Annotated in this window: 18 protein-coding genes, 1 tRNA gene and 2 pseudogenes; 17 read left to right on the top strand and 4 right to left on the bottom strand. The window is 68.6% G+C overall.

All coding sequences use genetic code 11. The features are described 5' to 3' along the window. Window position 1 precedes the first annotated feature (1 nt). The 3 genes from P3T34_RS06995 to P3T34_RS06985 all read left to right on the top strand — a co-directional run bounded on the left by P3T34_RS06995 (window position 2) and on the right by P3T34_RS06985 (window position 2,044). Window positions 2–712: a haloacid dehalogenase-like hydrolase gene (locus P3T34_RS06995; protein WP_280665110.1), complete on the top strand. Its 711-nt coding sequence runs from the start codon at window positions 2–4 to the stop codon at window positions 710–712. A gap of 316 nt (window positions 713–1,028) precedes the next feature. Beyond that, complete coding sequence (locus P3T34_RS06990; protein ID WP_280665109.1) at window positions 1,029–1,643, top strand: hypothetical protein; 615 nt, start codon at window positions 1,029–1,031, stop codon at window positions 1,641–1,643. A gap of 233 nt (window positions 1,644–1,876) precedes the next feature. Continuing rightward, a complete protein-coding gene (locus tag P3T34_RS06985; RefSeq protein ID WP_280665108.1) occupies window positions 1,877–2,044 on the top strand; it encodes a hypothetical protein in 168 nt (55 codons plus the stop codon). On the opposite strand, the pseudogene P3T34_RS06980 reads toward P3T34_RS06985, so the two are convergent. Both P3T34_RS06980 and P3T34_RS06975 read right to left on the bottom strand, forming a co-directional pair. Then, window positions 2,002–2,133 (bottom strand): annotated as a pseudogene (locus P3T34_RS06980) (transposase); the annotation flags it as partial. The gene P3T34_RS06985 and the pseudogene P3T34_RS06980 overlap by 43 nt on opposite strands. Next, a complete protein-coding gene (locus P3T34_RS06975) occupies window positions 2,124–2,471 on the bottom strand; it encodes a hypothetical protein (RefSeq protein ID WP_280665107.1) in 348 nt (115 codons plus the stop codon). The pseudogene P3T34_RS06980 and the gene P3T34_RS06975, both read right to left, overlap by 10 nt. 185 nt (window positions 2,472–2,656) lie before the next feature. Between P3T34_RS06975 and P3T34_RS06970 the strand changes: the two are divergent. The 9 genes and pseudogenes from P3T34_RS06970 to P3T34_RS06930 form a co-directional block, all read left to right on the top strand. Further along, a pseudogene (locus P3T34_RS06970) lies at window positions 2,657–3,172 on the top strand (DUF6177 family protein); the annotation flags it as partial. 119 nt (window positions 3,173–3,291) lie between these two features. Then, window positions 3,292–3,624: a hypothetical protein gene (locus P3T34_RS06965; RefSeq protein ID WP_280665106.1), complete on the top strand. Its 333-nt coding sequence runs from the start codon at window positions 3,292–3,294 to the stop codon at window positions 3,622–3,624. Between the two features lie 71 nt (window positions 3,625–3,695). Beyond that, window positions 3,696–4,007, top strand: a complete 312-nt coding sequence (locus P3T34_RS06960; RefSeq protein ID WP_280665105.1) for a pore-forming ESAT-6 family protein — start codon at window positions 3,696–3,698, stop codon at window positions 4,005–4,007. A 38-nt stretch (window positions 4,008–4,045) separates the two neighbouring features. Further along, complete coding sequence (locus P3T34_RS06955) at window positions 4,046–4,483, top strand: DUF6507 family protein (protein ID WP_280665104.1); 438 nt, start codon at window positions 4,046–4,048, stop codon at window positions 4,481–4,483. Next, window positions 4,480–6,969, top strand: a complete 2,490-nt coding sequence (locus P3T34_RS06950) for a hypothetical protein (protein WP_280665103.1) — start codon at window positions 4,480–4,482, stop codon at window positions 6,967–6,969. Before P3T34_RS06955 ends, P3T34_RS06950 begins: the two co-directional genes overlap by 4 nt. Further along, entirely contained in the window at window positions 6,966–7,979 is a 1,014-nt protein-coding gene (locus tag P3T34_RS06945) for a hypothetical protein (RefSeq protein WP_280665102.1), read from the top strand. The genes P3T34_RS06950 and P3T34_RS06945 overlap by 4 nt, the downstream gene beginning before the upstream one ends. Before the next feature lie 465 nt (window positions 7,980–8,444). Further along, entirely contained in the window at window positions 8,445–8,669 is a 225-nt protein-coding gene (locus tag P3T34_RS06940) for a hypothetical protein (RefSeq protein WP_348534639.1), read from the top strand. A 2-nt stretch (window positions 8,670–8,671) separates the two neighbouring features. Next, window positions 8,672–9,784: an integrase core domain-containing protein gene (locus P3T34_RS06935; protein WP_280665101.1), complete on the top strand. Its 1,113-nt coding sequence runs from the start codon at window positions 8,672–8,674 to the stop codon at window positions 9,782–9,784. A 37-nt stretch (window positions 9,785–9,821) separates the two neighbouring features. Further along, window positions 9,822–10,949 (top strand): recombinase family protein, encoded by a 1,128-nt coding sequence (locus P3T34_RS06930; RefSeq protein ID WP_280665100.1) that lies wholly within the window; start codon window positions 9,822–9,824, stop codon window positions 10,947–10,949. Here the strand turns inward: P3T34_RS06930 and P3T34_RS06925 are convergent. Then, window positions 10,931–11,015: transfer RNA gene (locus tag P3T34_RS06925), tRNA-Leu, on the bottom strand. The two genes, P3T34_RS06930 and P3T34_RS06925, sit on opposite strands and share 19 nt — an antisense overlap. 449 nt (window positions 11,016–11,464) lie before the next feature. Here P3T34_RS06925 and P3T34_RS06920 point away from each other — a divergent pair. Then, complete coding sequence (locus tag P3T34_RS06920) at window positions 11,465–12,004, top strand: ATP-binding protein (protein WP_280671876.1); 540 nt, start codon at window positions 11,465–11,467, stop codon at window positions 12,002–12,004. On the opposite strand, the gene idi is transcribed toward P3T34_RS06920, so the two are convergent. Further along, the gene (gene idi / locus P3T34_RS06915; RefSeq protein WP_280665099.1) at window positions 11,976–12,605 is read right to left on the bottom strand and encodes an isopentenyl-diphosphate Delta-isomerase; all 630 of its coding nucleotides are present in this window, start codon (window positions 12,603–12,605) and stop codon (window positions 11,976–11,978) included. The two genes, P3T34_RS06920 and idi, sit on opposite strands and share 29 nt — an antisense overlap. A 516-nt stretch (window positions 12,606–13,121) precedes the next feature. Between idi and P3T34_RS06910 the strand changes: the two genes are divergently transcribed. The 4 genes from P3T34_RS06910 to P3T34_RS06895 all read left to right on the top strand — a co-directional run bounded on the left by P3T34_RS06910 (window position 13,122) and on the right by P3T34_RS06895 (window position 16,684). Next, entirely contained in the window at window positions 13,122–13,877 is a 756-nt protein-coding gene (locus P3T34_RS06910) for a phosphocholine cytidylyltransferase family protein (protein ID WP_280665098.1), read from the top strand. After that, a complete protein-coding gene (locus tag P3T34_RS06905; protein ID WP_280665097.1) occupies window positions 13,865–14,926 on the top strand; it encodes an iron-containing alcohol dehydrogenase family protein in 1,062 nt (353 codons plus the stop codon). Before P3T34_RS06910 ends, P3T34_RS06905 begins: the two co-directional genes overlap by 13 nt. A gap of 100 nt (window positions 14,927–15,026) precedes the next feature. Continuing rightward, on the top strand, window positions 15,027–15,764 hold the full coding sequence (locus P3T34_RS06900; protein WP_280671875.1) for a CDP-alcohol phosphatidyltransferase family protein: 738 nt from the start codon (window positions 15,027–15,029) through the stop codon (window positions 15,762–15,764). Continuing rightward, on the top strand, window positions 15,761–16,684 hold the full coding sequence (locus P3T34_RS06895) for a glycosyltransferase (protein ID WP_280665096.1): 924 nt from the start codon (window positions 15,761–15,763) through the stop codon (window positions 16,682–16,684). Before P3T34_RS06900 ends, P3T34_RS06895 begins: the two co-directional genes overlap by 4 nt. Window positions 16,685–16,720 lie beyond the last annotated feature (36 nt).

Genomic DNA, 16,720 nt, shown 5'->3' with positions numbered 1-16,720 from the left:
GTTGGCCGAGTCGCTCGTGCTCTGGGATATCGACCGGACGCTGCTCTACGTCGGCGAGATCGACCGCCGCGTCTACCGTGACGCCTTCGCCCGCGTCGTCGGCCGGCCGGCCGAGCGGCTGCCTGCCCGGGGCACCGGGGTCACGATGCCGCTGGCCGTCCGCCAGCTCCTGCGCGAGAACGGCGTGCCCGAGTTGGACGTCGACACGCTGGCGGAGCGCGTCATCGACCTGCTGCCCGAGCTGTTGGCCGACCGCATGGCGGAGATGCGCGCTGAAGGTCAGCTCATGGCTGGCGCGGTCGGTGCCCTGCAGGCCGTGCATCGGACCGCCGCTCTCATGCCGACGGTGCTCACGGGGAATCTGCGCCCCAACGCCGAAATCAAGCTCAAGGCGTTCGAGTTGAACGGCTACGTGGAAATCGCGATCGGCGCTTTCGCCTCGGACGACGCCCACCGGCCGGCACTCGTAGCAGTGGCACAGCGACGGGCGGGAATGATGTACCGGACGGAGTTCACAATCGCCAACACGGTGATCATCGGCGATTCCCTGGAGGACATTCGAACGGGCCTTCAGGGAGGAGCAAGGGTGATCGGTGTCGCGTCTGGAACGACCAGCGCGCATGAGCTTGCCGCTGCCGGAGCCGACGCTGTCCTGGGCGACCTGAAGGATGCCGATCTCCTTCTCGAGAACATTGCGGCGCTGGTGGCCTGAAGGCTGGCATGACGACTCGCCCCTGCCGAACAATGCCAGAATTCCCCTGGACGGACCGTTAGTTCGGATGTCCTGTCCTCCGCACTCGTGAACTCGTCGGCGACGTGCTGGCCTTGCGGCCGAGGTGGGCAGTAGACCCGTACCTGGGAGTGAGCAGCCTCGGTCGGGTCGGCTGGACAGCTTGTCTGACTTTGCACTCTCCCGTGTGAGAGAGATCGCGTTCGCGATCTTTCTCGGTGTGCAATGGAACCCGCACCGGCGCTGAGGCGCGGCGCAGGTTCTTCGTGAACAGAGCGACGGGTGGGGTGTGTGCAACATGGAACTGATTCGGGAAAGCAGCCGAGGGTCCATCGTGCGGCTGACCGTCGGCCTGATCGGCCTCGTCGGTCTGGCTGGGTGTTCGAGCAACGGAGTGCCCAGCCATCAGGTCTCCGCGCATGCCGGCCCTCCGGCGATGACTGCCGGCGTGGCTGCAAGTCCGAGTTCTCCGGCGCCGTCCGCCGCGCCGTCGTGGACCGGGGTACCCGCGCCGCCTGAGGCGCTCGCAGCCTACGACGCGATGATGCGCGACGTCACAGCGGTGGCCGCGACCTCGGACTACAAGGACCCGCGTCTCGCCGCGCATATGACTGCTCAGGCGCTCTCCTTCTGGACGACGACCCTGGCCGACCAACAGGCCAAGGGCCTCGTAAGCCGCGCCGCGCCACAGTGGAGCCCTCGGGTGACCAAGGTGAGCCCGGACGAGTGCCCCGACCGGGTGGAGGTCGCCGACTGCCTGGACGACAGCGCCTGGCTGAAGTACAAGCCGGACGGGACAGTTGCCGACGACGTCGCGGGCGGCAAGCACGCCTCTGCGGCAGCCATCGTCCGTAAGCCTGACGGCTTGTGGGTAGTGGACCAGCAGGTGATCGGAGCGATCGGCACATGCTGAGACGACACCGTGCTGTTCTCACCATGTGCTGCCTGCTGGGGTTCGCGGTCGGAGCGCCGCAGGCAGCGGCTGACGGGACGCTGGGAACCTCGGGCTCCGCGTCGTGCGCCCAGGGGCAGTGCCAGTTGGCTGCGTCGGCGTCCTCGGCGACGTCAGGGCAGCCGGGGGCACCGGCCCCCGACACGACGGCTGGTGGAACTGCGGGCGGCCGGCCTGTCTGCGCGAGCAAGCCGGTGACCGGCGTGCTGACGCTCGGGGACGGGCATCAAGGCCAGTGGTACGAACTCGACTGCGGCGGAACCCTTCCACAGGGGAACTTCGGCTCGACGCCGTTGACGGGTGGTCCGCTGTGGTCGGACAACGACAGCACCATCTCGTCCACCCCGGGCAAGCGCCGCTGACGCTTACGGGCCAGTTGCGGCTCGAACGTCCCCTCCTGATCCCGAGGCACCGAGATCTCGACGGACCCCACCTCGGTGATCACAGTCTTGGTCGAGGACGATCAAGCAGCGCGACGCCAAACTCGCCACCCACCGCGCCGCCCTCGAAGCGGGCGCCGACCCCGTCCTCGTGACCGGCTGGATCACCGAAAATCAGGCGACCCGCGCGAAAGCCGAAGCCGCACTCCGCACCGCGCAATCCGCACGCCGGGCCCAGCACGCCCACGACGACATCGCCGCCCTCGTCCGAGCCAACACCGACCTCGTCACCGTCCTCACCCGCACCGAGCCGGCGGAACGCGCCGACCTCTACCGGCAGTTGGGACTGGTGCTCACGTACGATTCCGGAAAACCAAAGGTGCTGGTTGAGATGAATCTCAACCAGCACCTTGCGGGAACCCGTGGGCTCACAGTAAGTGTCCGAGGGGGGACACAGACCGTTACCCCACGGCGATCAGGGGTGCTGGGGGAGTTGGACATGGATATCCGCTAACACTTGGAACGGGGTGTCGATGCCCGGGTGCGGCGCTGGTGAGATTCCGTGTGACCAACTCGGTGGTGAGGTGGGCGGCTGAGCGGCAGTTGGCCGACACCTTCCGTACCGTCCACCCCGCGGACGAGCGGCTGGTGCTCGGTGGCGCCCTGGAGCGGTCTGGCGTGAGGTGACCGGGCCTGGCCACGCTGAAGGTGACCCGCACCGAGGCGGGTGTCGAGGAGGACGTGACCCTGGCCTTCGGCTACGGGGCTGACGAGGAGGTGCCGTTGGATGTCCTGCCGAGGATGGCCGAGGCGCTGGCGACCCGTCACCGTCTTCAGTCGATGCTGCTGCAACTTCGCCGGGCCCGCCGTGACCTTGCGGTGCCTCCTCGTCTCGAAGGGCCGGGTGTGCCGTTGGCGTTCGTGCTGGGTGCGGAGGAGGTCCGGGCGATGCCGGACGACCGCGCTCGCCGGACGCCGTTGTCGGAGCCTGCTGTCAGACTGGGTCCGAAGGCGAGGCCGGCCTTCTACTACCGGTTCCCGGGGGATCCGTCGGACCTGTCGGGGTGGACGGACTTCGAGCGCCTGATGCGGCATCTGAAGGATGCGTGAGGGTCTTGTCGATGTGTCACGCCTTCGTCACACCCTGGTGGTTCTGGCTTGCGTCGGGGGGGATATAGGTTGATAGAAATAGACATACGTACGATTAGTCGGGCGAACGGGGGAGCGGTATGAAGTTCGACATGGGGGCGCAGGCGCTGCAGACGCTGATGTCGGGGTCGCGGGACTCCAGTGGCGATCTGGGCGCGCTGGTCAAGCAGTTGGTGGCGGCCGCGGAGCCGCTGGAGGGCAAGTTCAACGGCCAGGGCAAGATCGCCTTCGACTCGTTCAAGTCGCGGGCGGACGAGATCGCGGGCGAGCTGAACTCGTCGCTGTCGGCGATCCTGGGCGGTCAGTCGGGCATGGAGCAGGCCTTCGGCACGGGTGATCAGGAGCAGGGCCAGAACGCGAAGACGCAGATGTCGCAGGCGAACTTCGACGCGGCCCGCTTCGGCGCCCGCTGACCTGCGCCTTCGCAGGCCTGGGCTTTGGGCGACCTTCATTTCGGGCTTTTCAACGGGGAGTGTGATCTGTCATGACCGGTGGTACGGACCGTCGTTCCTACGACCAGGGCGCGTCGGCGGAGGCGCAGAGCAACATCCAGGTGGTCATCGGCCGTCTGGAGCAGGTGATGGCCGCGCGCGATGCGCAGGTCAAGGCCGTCATGTCGAACTTCCAGGCGGATGGCGTCTCGGACGCGTATCACGGCAAGGAGCTGCGCTGGCAGAGCGCGTCGGGTGAGGTGAAGAACATCATCCACCTGCTGCGCACGACGTTGGAGCAGAACGACGGCACCGCGCAGCAGACGCTGGCGCGTGCGAAGTCCGCGGTCGACAACATCGGCTGAGCGGCCGGTAGGCACTGGCGACAACGGGGGAGCTGGAGATGGCGGGTTCGGGTGGTTGGGACATCCAGCCGCAGGGCGTGCAAGGGCAGTTGAAGATCGTCGGCGGGCATGCGGATGATCTGTCGACGGCGCTGAACACACTGGTGTCGGATATGCAGGCGGCGGCCCAGGCGGCGGGGACCGCGGTGCCGGGTTCGCAGGCGACGGTGAACATCCAGGGTCCGGTGCCGGTGGGAGCCGCGCCTTTGTCGCACGGTGCGCTGGGTCCGGTGGCGGCGGCGTTGTCGCAGTATCTGGATGGTCGTCAGGGGGAGTTGAAGTCGATGGCCGAGCGGATCGAGGCGTGTCTGACGGGTGCGGTGAAGGCGACCAACGCCTACCTCGACGGTGACCTGGCGGCGGCGAAGAACGCGCAGGACGCGGCGAAGAGCGTGAACCTTCAGGCGTTGGGGATCGCGCCGGAGGGGGCGAAGTGAGCAACGATCCGGTCAATCCGGCGGAGGTGCCGGTCTTCACCGGCCACCTGGCGACGCTGGATGTGAAGGTCAAGTCGATCTCGACGGACGGGGCGGCGATCGCCACCGCGGCCGGGGACGTCCACTCCAGTTTCGGCGGTCTGTCGGCGTTCTACCAGGCGCCCGAGGCGGACCAGTTGTTCGCGACCACGAAGCCGGTCTCCGACCTCGGCCTGAAGCTGAGCGGCGACATCTGCACCATCGCGGGGGCGTTGGGCGCCTACTCGAGGGACGCCGCTCCGCTGGTCAAGAGGCTTGATGACCTGAAGCGTGAGGCGGAAGCGTTCCAGGCCAAGGCCGACAGTGACCACAAGTGGCGCGAGGACGGCGGGAAGGTCAACGAGAACAACAATCGGCGCAACGAGATCGCCGATGTCTGGACGCAGTTCCAGGCGGTCGAGCGGACCGCCTACGCCGCCATCGTGGCGCTGGTCGGCGGGAAGCCGCTGAAGGTCAACGACGGTTCCAACGGCGCGGACATGTACGGCTATGACGCGAAGGCGCTCAAGGATTCGCAGCACCTGCCGTGGGGTGACGCGGTCGACAAGTCGGTTCCGTGGTGGAAGGTGTGGGACCACGCCTACGACTTCGGCAAGGGTGTGATCGTCGACGGTGTGTGGGGGACGATCAAGGGTCTGGGCACGCTGGTGGGCGTGAATGGCTGGGGCGCGGCGGGGCAGGCCTGGACGGGTCTGGCGAAGCTTGCGACGGGTCTGGCCATCACCACTATCCCCGGGGTGGGGCCGCTGTTCTTCATGGTCCCCGACAAGCAGTTGCCTTCCTGGTTGCGTGATTCGCGTACCGCGATGAAGGAGACGGGTAAGGCGTTGTTGGCGTGGGACGAGTGGGGTCACAACCCGTCCCGGGCCGCGGGCGCGGTCACGTTCAATGTGCTGACCACGATTTTCACCGGCGGTGAGGCAGGGGGTGTGGAGGGCGCGGGGAAGGCCGGCGCGGTGGCCAAGACGTTGTCGGTGGCGGGAAAGGTCGGCAAGGTCATCGACCCGATGACGTATGTGTTCAAGGGTGCGGGTTTCGGGATCTCGAAGGTCAGCGATGTGATGTCGGGCCTGAAGGGCATCACCGACATCAAGATCCCGGAGATCAACGTCGACGGCGCGTTCGCGTTGCCCGAGGGTGCGGTCCACCTCCCGGACGGGGGTATCAGGCTCCCCGAGGGCACGGCGGTCCCCGAGGGCGCGATCAGGACTGCCGACGGCGGTATCAAGGTGCCGGAGGGTACTGTCGAACTGCCGCCCGGTACGGTGAAGTTGGATTTGGGTGGCAGGACGGAGTTTCTGGATCCGCACGGCAACGTCTACGACCACGACGGCAACGTGCTGCAGCGCGGGACGCAGGCTCCGCACGAGGGTGCCAACCTCCCGGCCGGCGACCATCCTCCGGTCAAACTCGACACCCCGGTCAAGGTCCGTACCCCCGAACTGGTCGGCGTCGGCGCCCGCGACGGCGACCGCGCCGTCAACCTCGGCTCCGACCTCTCCCACCCCCACGACATCCCCGACCACACCCCCACCACCCACACCCCGGACCACACCCCCGGCGGCCACGCCCCCGAGGGCCCCAGGGCCAGTCACGAACCCCCCGGCGGCGCCAACCACGGCAACCACGGCGGCCCCGGCCACACCACCGCCGGCCACGACGGCGGCCCCGGCCACACCACCGGTGGCCACGACAGCCACCCAACCCCGGGTGGCCACGACAGCCACCCGGGCCTGGGCGGCCATCAGGAGCCGCCGAGTCCTGCTGCCCACGGCTGGGACCACCCGTCCACCGAAGAGCCGAGGCCCTTCGAGCGTGGGGGTGCGACGGAGCAGGAGATCCGCGACGTCATGCGCGGCTCCAAGGTGAAGCCGGGCGACCTCGACAAGGCCTTGGCCAACCTGGCGGACCACCCTGCGGGCCAGGAGATGGCGGACATGATCGGGTCCGGCCGGTTCAAGGGCATGACGAACTTCGACCAGGTCGTTTCCAGCTTCAGCCAGAAGAACGCGATGTCGGGCGGAGTCGAGCAGCTTCGGCTGGCCGACCGGCTGCAGCGGAACGGCGTCACGGACATCAGTTTCGAGATCAAGAAGGAGACCGAAATCAAGCCTGGGGTCATGACCGGGCCGCGGACCGACATGGACGTGATGGCCCGCGACACGGACGGGACCGTTTACGGGTACCAGTTCAAGGAGATCGCGAATCCCATGAAAGTCGCCAACAAGATGTGGCAGAACATGGGGCAGCTTGCTGACTCCGGAGCCGATGTCAAGGTCTTCGTCGTCGATACCAAGGGAAGCATGGCGGATATGCTGGCATCGGGTATCGAGAAGGACCTCACCAGGATTCACAACGAGCAAGGTGTGATTGTTGTGCTTCGCGTCGAGGACGGCACGCTCATGTATCCGCCCGGCGCCCGATTCATGCCAGGAGGCCAGCCTTGATTGCCAGCACACCCGTTGCGCGGTGGAACTGGGGAGAGTCCGGCCGTCCGGCCGACCTGGTGAGTGAGGCCGTCCACCGGTTCGCCCAGGCGGTCAGGGTCCTCGACCAGCACCGCCTGGGCACTCCGCACGAAGGACGGGTGGCCGTGGCGGTCCCTGAGCGGGGCCACCGGGGCTACCTCCTCAAGACGGACCTCCGGGTCGGTGCGATCGCCGAGGAGGGGGCGGGGGCCACCGAGGAACTGGTGGCGCAGATCAAGACGCGTCTTACCCCGAGTGAGATCGGCGCTGTGGAACTGTTCGCTTCATGCGACGGAATGGTGGACACCGACTGCGGCGCGCAGGCGACGGAGGGAATGTTCACCCTCTCCGTCGAGGTGTCCGAAGGCTTCTTCAACGTGGGCCTTACGGCATTCTCCGACGCCTGGATGCCGTTCGATTTGCGAGGGCGCGGCCAGGAGTCGGTATTCGCGGCGAACGGACCCCGCCTCGCCTCGGCCCTGGCGGAGCTTTCCGAGGCGCTGGACACAGAAGTCGATCCCGACGACCCGACCTGGTTCAGCGTTCCCACGGAATCGGGCGCCCGGAACCACTACGAGGACGACGACGGCACTCCCTCCGACGTGTGGGGACGCTTCGAGATCCCCTACCGGAACGGGATCTTCAGCCAGACGCCGAAATTCACGGCCGGGTACGGGCGACAGGCGTCCGGTCCCGTCCAGTACGTGCCGGTGGTCGGTGAATCGGGGGTATTGGGATACCTGTGGGCGTCGGACGCCGAGAGTGCGGCGAGCTTCGAGGCATGCGACGCCGTGGATCTCGACGGCTATCGGGCCGGCCTGGTCTGGCTGGACCGGTTGCAGAAGGCCTACGACCGAGGCCTGCTCCCGACGGCTGCGCTGGCGGAGCTGATGGCGTACCCCGATGACGCCGAGGCCGGACAGGCGGGCTCATCCGAACCGATCGACGTGGACGAGTTCTGGAAGGTTCGTGAACTGGCACAGTCCTGACAGCTCGTACGCCTGGACCGGGCTCAGCTGCTTCAGGATCCTCTCGGAGGGCGGACGCCACCGGTCTGGGTGATGCCCTGAGCAGCACGGTCGTCCTGGTCGCCTCGCGCTGCCCGGTGGACCCGCTGGGGTCCAAGCTCCCCGCGTGGGAGTCCCGGGTGAACGCGATGCAGGTCGGCTCGGCGGTGTTCGCGCTGACGACCATGAGTCCGCCCCGCGCTCGCGGGGATTCAGGTAGGACGGATCCCGGCGAGCGCGGGACCGATGCGGAGTAGAACGCGTCCGCGAAGTAGGCCTTGGAGCAATTCGGTTGGAGCAGGTGCGGCACTCCAGAATGTAGATCCTGTCGGGCTCGGAAAGTCATCGCTGCAGGTGGCAGCGGAGGCCCGATCTCGGCTGGCACCATGTCCCGGTGATCGTCTCGCTGCTGTACAAGGTGGTCCGCCGGCTGGTGTCCGTCCCGGGGTGGTTCTGCGCCGTGACACAGCGAAGGACGCCGCGCTGCTCGTGCTCCGGCACGAGAATGCGGTGCTGCGCCGTCAGATCGCCGGCCCGGTCCGCTACGAGCCGGAGGATCGATTCTGGCTGGCGGCGCTGTCGCGCCTGATACCCCTGAAGGGTGTATTTACTGCCGCTACGGTTGCTGAGCTGCGGCTTTGCGAGCGGGCGGCTTCTGGGCATGATCGCTGACCGTGGCTCTTCGTCTGCTCTACTTGATCTTCTGCCGGGTGCTGGGCTGGCTGGCCCTGTTGGGTCGTTCCTCCGCCGTGAAGAATGCCGAGATCCTGGCTCTGCGCCACGAGGTCGCCATTCTGCGTCGGCAGGCGGGGAGACCGCGGATGTCCTGGGCGGACCGGGCCGTGCTCTCCGCACTGGCCCGCCAGCTACCGCCGATGTTGCGTCGGCAGCGGCTTGTCACACCGGGCACGCTACTGGCCTGGCACCGGCGTTTGGTGCGGTGGAAGTGGCGCCAACCACCAGCCAAACCCGGCCGGCCTCCGCTGCCCGAAGAGACCGTCAAGCTCATCCAGCGCCTCGCGACGGAGAACCCGACCTGGGGATACGTCAGGATCCAGGGCGAGCTGCGGCGGCTCGGCCACCGGGTCGCCGCAGCCACCATCCGCCGAGTCCTGCGCCGCCTGGGCCTGCCGCCCGCACCACAGCGCGTCGGTCGGCAGAGCTGGCGGACCTTCCTGCAGACGCAGGCTCACACGCTCCTTGCCTGCGACTTCATGCACGTGGACGCTGTCTTCCTCCAGCGCCTCTATGTCTTCTTCGTCATGGAGATCAACACCCGGCGGGTCCACGTCCTCGGCGTCACAGCACACCCGACGGGGGAGTGGGTGGCTCAGCTCGCCCGGAACCTGCTGATGGACCTGGGCGACAGAGCTAGCGATTTCCGGTTCCTCATCCGCGACCGTGACGCGAAGTTCACCGCCGCCTTCGACGCCGTCCTCGCCGGCAACGGCACGACCGTGATCCCGACCCCGCCGCAGAGCCCGCGCTCGAATGCCTTCGCGGAACGGTGGATACGCACCGTGCGCGCCGAATGCACCGACCGTCTGCTCATCGCCGGCGAGCGGCACCTGCGCGCCGTGCTCGACGAGTACACGGAGCACTACAACGCCGGCCGGGCCCACCGCGGCCTGGATCTGCGCGCCCCCAACGACGAACCGAACGTCATCCCCATGCCTGCCACCGTTGTCAGGCGCCGCCGAGTACTCGGCGGACTCATCAACGAATACCACGCCACCCCGCTCAGGCCTCCCTGCGGCCCGGAGGAAACGTCCAGCTCAGCGGCCTGATCGGAGTTTTGACACCCTTCAGGCCGATGGCAAGCGCTTGCACGGGCTGGCGCCCGACCCGGTCACCGCCCTGATCGTCTGGCGGATCTTCTGTGAATTCCTCGCGGGCAAGGGGTTCTTCGCCATCGCCGAGGGCCTGACCGCCGACGGCATCCCCTGTCCCTCGGCCCACGATCCCGCCCGCAACCGGCACCGCAGCGGAGTCGCGTGGGCCAAGTCCGCCGTCCGAGCCATCCTCACCAATCCCCGCTACACGGGCCGTCAGGTCTGGAACAAGCAGCGCAAGGAAGAGACCCTCCTCGACATCGAGGACGTCACCCTCGGCTACACCACCACCCTGCGCTGGAACACCCAGGACAAGTGGATCGTCTCCGACAAGATCGTCCACACCCCACTCGTCGACGACGAGACCTTCGCCCAGGCCCAGGACATCATCGCCTCCCACGCCCGGACCAGCCCAGCCGTCGGAGTGAAGCGCACCACCAGGCTCTACCTGCTGCGCGGGACCTTCATCCACTCCGGCTGCGACCGGAAGATGGAGAGCCACTGGGCCCACGACGAGGCGTACTACCGCTGCCGCTTCCCCGAGCAGTACGCCCTCGCCAACCGTATCGAGCACCCCCGCAACGTCTACCTGCGCGAGAGGGACATCCTGGGCCCGCTCGACCACTGGCTCGCCAAGATCTTCGCCCCGCACCGGATCGACGACACCATCGACCTCATGACCACCGCCGCCGGCGTCACGTCGACCACGGACCCCACCCTCAACGCCGAGCACGCGAAGAAGACGATCAAGCAGTGTGACGCGAAACTCGCCACCCACCGCGCCGCCCTTGAAGCTGGCGCCGACCCAGTCCTCGTCACCGGCTGGATCACCGAGACCCAGGCGACCCGCGCCCGAGCCGAAGCCGAACTCCGCACCGCGCAGTCCGCACGTCGGGCCCAGCCGACGCGCGACGACATCGCCGCACTCGTCCGAGCCAACACCGACCTCGTCACCGTCCTCACCCGTACCGAGCCGGCGGAACGCGCCGATCTCTATCAGAAGTTGGGACTGGTGTTGACGTACGATTCCGGAAAACAGAAAGTGCTGGTCGAGATGAATCTCAACCAGCACTTCGATGATCCCCGTGGGGTATCAGTCTGTGTCCGAGGGGGGACTTGAACCCCCACGCCCGATAAAGGGCACTAGCACCTCAAGCTAGCGCGTCTGCCATTCCGCCACCCGGACAGGGTGTGTGCCTTGGGGGGTTTGTGCTGTCCCCTTGGCGACAGAGAGAACATTACCAGGCAATCGGAGTGCTCTTCACCTGCGTTTGTGCTGGTCGGGTCCGGCGGGGGCCGAGGTCTGGGGGTGGTGGGTGGCGGGGGCCGACGTTGGGGGAGCCGCGCTTGGAGGAACCTCTGGGAGTGTGAACGGTCCTGGAACGTCGGCTGAAGAAGTTCGGAAGTAGATCGGCCAAAGTCCGTCAAGGTACGTCGGGATCGATCCGGCGGGGGCAAGTTCCTCGTCCCCTCGCGGTGGTTCAGGTGGCTCTCCTAGCCTCTGGAGACCAAGGGGAGCCCTGAACGGAACGCCCCGTTCCCGAAAGGTCGGCCGGCGCCGGCGACGCCTCCCGAGTCCTGCACGAAGGGTGGCACGACGTGGATCAGAGCAGCGGGGCGTGGCCGGCGCCGACGATGTCGGGGTCTCCCGGCGGGCTGGAGGAGGCCGGAAAGGGCCTCTGGCGGATCGTCGCGGCCGCCCAGGAGTCCTCGGTCCCCCAGGTCAGACACGCGGTGCGGGACCTGTTGCGCGCGCAGGGCATCACCGGCCCGTGCTACCAGGATGTGACCGACGGACTGCTGCTGATCGTCTCCGAGCTGGTGACCAACGCGGTCACCCATGCCGCCCTGCTCTCGCCTCAGGTGACCACCGAGGTGGTGATTCGGGACGGTCAGGTGCGGGTCGCGGTGGAGGACGGGCACCCGTACCGGCCCAAGGCCGTCCAGAGCGACCATGGGCAGACCGGCGGCCGCGGGCTGATGCTGGTCAAGAGCATCGCGCTGGACGCGGGCGGGTCCTGCGACGTGGAGCGCACCGGTGACGGTGGCAAGGTCATCTGGGCCTCGCTGCCGCTGCCACCGCCCGTCGAGGCGGCCTCGGTGGCCTCGGTGGACGGCGGCAGCGGCACTCCGGAGCCCGGACGGTCTACCAGTCCCGTCCGGCGATCTCCCTGATCCCGGGCAGAGCGGCCTCGAACACCGTGCTGAACCAGACCGAGAACGGTCGCTGCGCCTGAAGCTCCTTGAGCTCCTGGGCGCTGACGAACCGGGTGTCGTCGACCTCGCTCGAGTCCGGCCGCAGCTCGGCGGTGACCAGGCCGACGAAGAGGTGGTTCCATTCGCGCTCGATCAGCCCGGAGGCCTCGTCCGGCAGGTCGTAGCGGACCGTGCCGGCCTCGCAGAGCAGCGCGGGGGCCGCGCCCAGCTCCTCGGCCGTGCGCCGGGCGGCAGCCGCGAACGGGGACTCGCCGGGGTAGGGGTGGCCGCAGCAGGTGTTCGACCAGACACCGGGGGAGTGGTACTTGCTCAGTGCCCGGCGCTGCAGCAGCAGGCGCCCCTGCTGGTCGAAGAGGAAGACCGAGAACGCCCGGTGCAGGTGCCCCGGCTGCTGGTGAGCCCAGAGCTTCTCCGCGGTGCCGATGGTGTTTCCGGCGTCGTCCACCAGCTCCAGCAGGATCTCCTCATCAGCAACCACAGCATCAGCAACCACAGTGGTGTCAGCGGCACTGTCAACAGCGGTGCCAGCGGCAGGCTGGGTCGGTCGGCTCTCGGGCATAGGGCGCCTCTTTCGGCACGGGGACCGGCGCCGCCACCCGGGTGGGCCACCCGAGACGGCCCCCCCGGTCCAGCGGACGGCAGAACGCCCGTCGGTGCGAGCTGCTCCGCGCACCGGTGGGCGTCGGCGACCCAGTCTGCCGTATGGCCGCACCGGCTGGAGGGATTCGCCGCACTGGCCACGGTGTCAGCGGTGTCCGTGCTACTGGGCCCACTGGCCCGGCTCCCGCCAGTACGGGCGGCGTTCGGGCTGGTCGCGGCCGTCGCCTACCATCGCATACGACACGACGACCGCCCGCGCAGCGGGCCCGGGAGGCCGGACGTCGGGCGGGCGGGGGCCCCGATGCCTGCTGACCGGCACGACCGGACCAGCGCACCCAGCACAACCCAGCGCACCCAGCACAACCCAGCGCGCCCAGCACACCGCCGCACGACCCAGCACACACAGCGCACCGCAGCACCGCAGCACCGCCCCACCCGCCCCGTCCGACGCACCCGACGAATCAGGAGACCCCGCATGATCGGCCTCGTTCTGGCGGCCGGAGCCGGCCGCCGGCTCCGCCCGTACACCGACACCCTCCCCAAGGCGTTGGTCCCCGTGGACGGCGAGAAGACCGTGCTGGACCTCACGCTCGGCAACTTCGCCGAGGTCGGCCTGCGCGAGGCCGCGATCGTGGTCGGCTACCGCAAGGAGGCCGTCTACGACCGCAAGGACGCGCTGGAGCAGAAGTACGGGGTCAAGCTCACCCTGGTCGAGAACGACAAGGCCGAGGAGTGGAACAACGCCTACTCCCTCTGGTGCGCCCGCGAGCTCTTCGGCCAGGGCCTGCTGCTCGCCAACGGCGACACCGTGCACCCGGCCTCGGTGCAGCGCACCATGCTGGACGGCAACGACCGGCTGATCGCCGAGGGCCGTGCCCCGGGCATCCTGCTCGCGCTGGACACGGTCAAGAAGCTGGCCGACGAGGAGATGAAGGTCATCGTCGACCCCACCACCGGGGTGCGCCGGATCACCAAGCTGATGGAACCGGCGGACGCCACCGGCGAGTACATCGGCCTCACGGTGATCAACCCCTCCGCCGCCGCCGACCTCACCGACGCGCTGCGCACCACCTTCGAGCGCGACCCGCAGCTCTACTACGAGGACGGCTACCAGGAGATGGCCGACCGCGGCCTGCGGATCGACGTGCAGCCGATCGGCGACGTCTCCTGGGTCGAGGTCGACAACCACGAGGACCTGGCCAAGGCCCGGGAGATCGCGTGCCAGTACTGACCCGGCTGATCCCCTCGCCGCTCTTCGTCGAGGTCCGCCGGGGTGCGCTGGACTCGCTGGCCGGCATCCTCGCCGACCAGCGGCTCTCCAGCGCCGGCCGGATCGCGGTGGCGATCAGCAACGGCTCCGGCACGGTGCTGCGCGAGCGCCTGGAGCCGCAACTGCCGGGCGCCGACTGGTACGAGGCCGGCGACGGCACGTTGGACGGCGCGGTCCGGCTCGCGGAGGCGATGCGGGGCGGGCACTACGACGTCCTGGTCGGCATGGGGGGCGGTAAGATCATCGACGCCGCCAAGTACGCCGCCGCGCGTGTCGGGCTGCCCGTGGTCGCCGTGGCCACCAACCTGGCCCACGACGGCATCTGCTCCCCTGTGTCGACTCTCGACAACGACGCGGGGCGCGGTTCCTACGGCGTACCCGGCCCGATCGGCATCGTGGTCGACCTGGACGTGATCCAGAAGGCCCCGAGGCGATTCGTGGCGGCCGGCATAGGCGACGTGATCTCCAACATCTCGGCCTGTGCCGACTGGGAACTCTCACACCGGGAGACCGGTGAACCGGTGGACGGGCTGGCGGTCGCGATGGCCCGCTCGGCCGGTGAGAACCTGCTGCGCCACCCGGGGACCCTGGAAGATCCAGACCTCCTGACGGCGCTGGCCGAAGCCCTGGTACTGTCCGGCATCGCGATGAACATCGCAGGCAGTACACGACCTTCGTCGGGTGCCTGCCACGAGATCTCGCACGCCCTGGATGTGCTGTATCCCAAGCGTTCCGCCCAGCACGGCGAGCAGGTCGGCCTCGGTGCCGCCTTCGCGAGCTTCCTGCGGGGCGAGCGCGAGTTGACCGCCCTGATCGTCGATCGCCTGACCGCCCACGGGCTGCCGGTGACCGCTGATCAGATCGGTTTCACCGAGGCGGAATTCACCCAGGCGGTGCACTACGCTCCGAATACCCGCCCGGGCCGCTTCACCATCCTTGAGCACCTCGACCTCTCCCCTTCAGCGATCAGGGACGCGTACGCCGACTATGTCCAAGCCGTCAACAGCTGAGCCCCACCAGGCCGCCGAACGCCCCACCGAACGTCCCGCGGTCGACCTCACGGTCCGCCCCTCGATCGAGGAGCTGCGCGCCGTCATCCACCCCGAGGGCATGCTCCAGCGCCGCAGTGCCGAGCACTGGGCGGGCCGGCTCTACATGCGGCGGATCTCGCTGAGAATCACCCGCGTCCTCTCGACGGTCACCGCGATCACGCCCAACGGCCTGACCTACCTGATGATGTTCACGGGTGTGCTGGCCGGGGCCGCCCTGGTGATCCCGGGCCTCGCGGGAGCGATCGCCGGAGCGCTGCTGATCCAGCTCTACCTGCTGCTCGACTGCGTGGACGGCGAGGTGGCCCGCTGGCGCCGGCAGACCTCGCTGACCGGCGTGTACCTGGACCGGGTCGGCCACTACATGTCCGAGGCGGCGCTGCTCACCGGCGCCGGCCTGCGGGCCGCCGACCTGCTGCACAAGCACGGCAGCAGCTCGCACTGGGAGTGGGCCTTCCTCGGCACGCTGGCGGCGCTCGGTGCGATCCTGATCAAGTCGGAGACCGACCTGGTGGACGTGGCCAGGGCCCGCAGCGGGATGACCGCCGTCGAGGACAGCGCCGCGGTGCCGCGGGCCGCGGGGGTCGCCAAGGCCCGCAAGGCGGCGGCCTTCCTGAAGTTCCACCGGCTGGTCGGCGCGGTCGAGTGCTCGCTCTTCCTGCTCGCCGCCGGCATCGCCGACCAGGTCCACGGCGACCTCTTCTTCACCCGGCTCGCGGTCGTCGTGCTGGCGGCCATCGCCATGCTGCAGACCGTCCTCCACCTGCTCAGCATCGTCCTCTCCAGCAGGCTGCGATGACCGAGCAGGCTCCGACCGCGGAGCAGGCCGCCACCAGCGCCGACGGGTTCCGGCTCGGCGCGGTCATCATCACGATGGGCAACCGCCCGGACGAGCTGAACGCCCTGATCGACTCCGTGATCGACCAGGAGGGCCCGGACGTCGAGCTCGCCGTGGTCGGCAACGGCGCCCCGCTGCCGCCGCTGCCCAGCGATGTACGCACCGTCGAGCTGCCGGAGAACCTCGGCATCCCGGGTGGCCGCAACGTCGGCATCGAGCTCTTCGGCCCCAACGGCCGGGACGTCGACGCGGTGCTCTTCCTGGACGACGACGGGCTGCTGCCCAACCTGGACTCGGCCCGCCTGCTGCGCGAGGCCTTCACCGCCGATCCGGGCCTGGGCATCGTCAGCTTCCGGATCGCCGACCCCGAGACCGGCGAGACCCAGCGCCGGCACGTCCCGCGGCTGCGGGCCGGCGAGCCGCTGCACTCGTCGCGGGTGACCACCTTCCTGGGCGGGGCCAGTGCCGTGCGGACCGCGGTGTTCGAGCAGGCCGGCCAGCTGCCCGCGGAGTTCTTCTACGCGCACGAGGAGACCGACCTCGCGTGGCGGGCACTGGACGCCGGCTGGTCGATCGACTACCGCGCCGACATCGTGCTGCACCACCCCGCCACCTCGCCCGCCCGGCACGCCACGTACTTCCACAATGTGGCCCGCAACCGGGTGTGGCTCGCCCGACGGAACCTTCCGGCCCTGTTGGTGCCTCTCTATCTGTGCACCTGGTTGCTGCTCACTCTCGCCCGCCGTCCCTCGGGGTCGGCTTTCAAGGCCTGGTGGGCGGGTTTCCGGGCGGGTTGGCGTACACCATGCGGTGAGCGACGGCCCATGCGATGGCGTACTGTATGGCGATTGACCCGGTTGGGCAGACCGCCGGTCATCTGATCGCACCGGCTGACGGGATCCTGTACAGGCTTCCCG

Source organism: Kitasatospora sp. MAP12-44, from assembly GCF_029892095.1.
In the GTDB taxonomy this organism is placed as follows: domain Bacteria; phylum Actinomycetota; class Actinomycetes; order Streptomycetales; family Streptomycetaceae; genus Kitasatospora.
Note: the sequence above shows the minus strand (reverse complement) of the source record. Positions and strands in the feature narration are given on the sequence as shown.

What these genes read in the sequence shown, in the direction of transcription:
- P3T34_RS06990 (WP_280665109.1), top strand. Translation starts at nt 1,029, where the DNA reads ATGGAACTGATTCGGGAAAGCAGCCGAGGGTCCATCGTGCGGCTGACC.
- P3T34_RS06910 (WP_280665098.1), top strand. Translation starts at nt 13,122, where the DNA reads ATGATCGGCCTCGTTCTGGCGGCCGGAGCCGGCCGCCGGCTCCGCCCG.
- P3T34_RS06895 (WP_280665096.1), top strand. Translation starts at nt 15,761, where the DNA reads ATGACCGAGCAGGCTCCGACCGCGGAGCAGGCCGCCACCAGCGCCGAC.
- P3T34_RS06900 (WP_280671875.1), top strand. Translation starts at nt 15,027, where the DNA reads ATGCTCCAGCGCCGCAGTGCCGAGCACTGGGCGGGCCGGCTCTACATG.
- P3T34_RS06920 (WP_280671876.1), top strand. Translation starts at nt 11,465, where the DNA reads ATGTCGGGGTCTCCCGGCGGGCTGGAGGAGGCCGGAAAGGGCCTCTGG.
- idi (WP_280665099.1), bottom strand. Translation starts at nt 12,605, where the DNA reads ATGCCCGAGAGCCGACCGACCCAGCCTGCCGCTGGCACCGCTGTTGAC.
- P3T34_RS06955 (WP_280665104.1), top strand. Translation starts at nt 4,046, where the DNA reads ATGGCGGGTTCGGGTGGTTGGGACATCCAGCCGCAGGGCGTGCAAGGG.
- P3T34_RS06965 (WP_280665106.1), top strand. Translation starts at nt 3,292, where the DNA reads ATGAAGTTCGACATGGGGGCGCAGGCGCTGCAGACGCTGATGTCGGGG.
- P3T34_RS06960 (WP_280665105.1), top strand. Translation starts at nt 3,696, where the DNA reads ATGACCGGTGGTACGGACCGTCGTTCCTACGACCAGGGCGCGTCGGCG.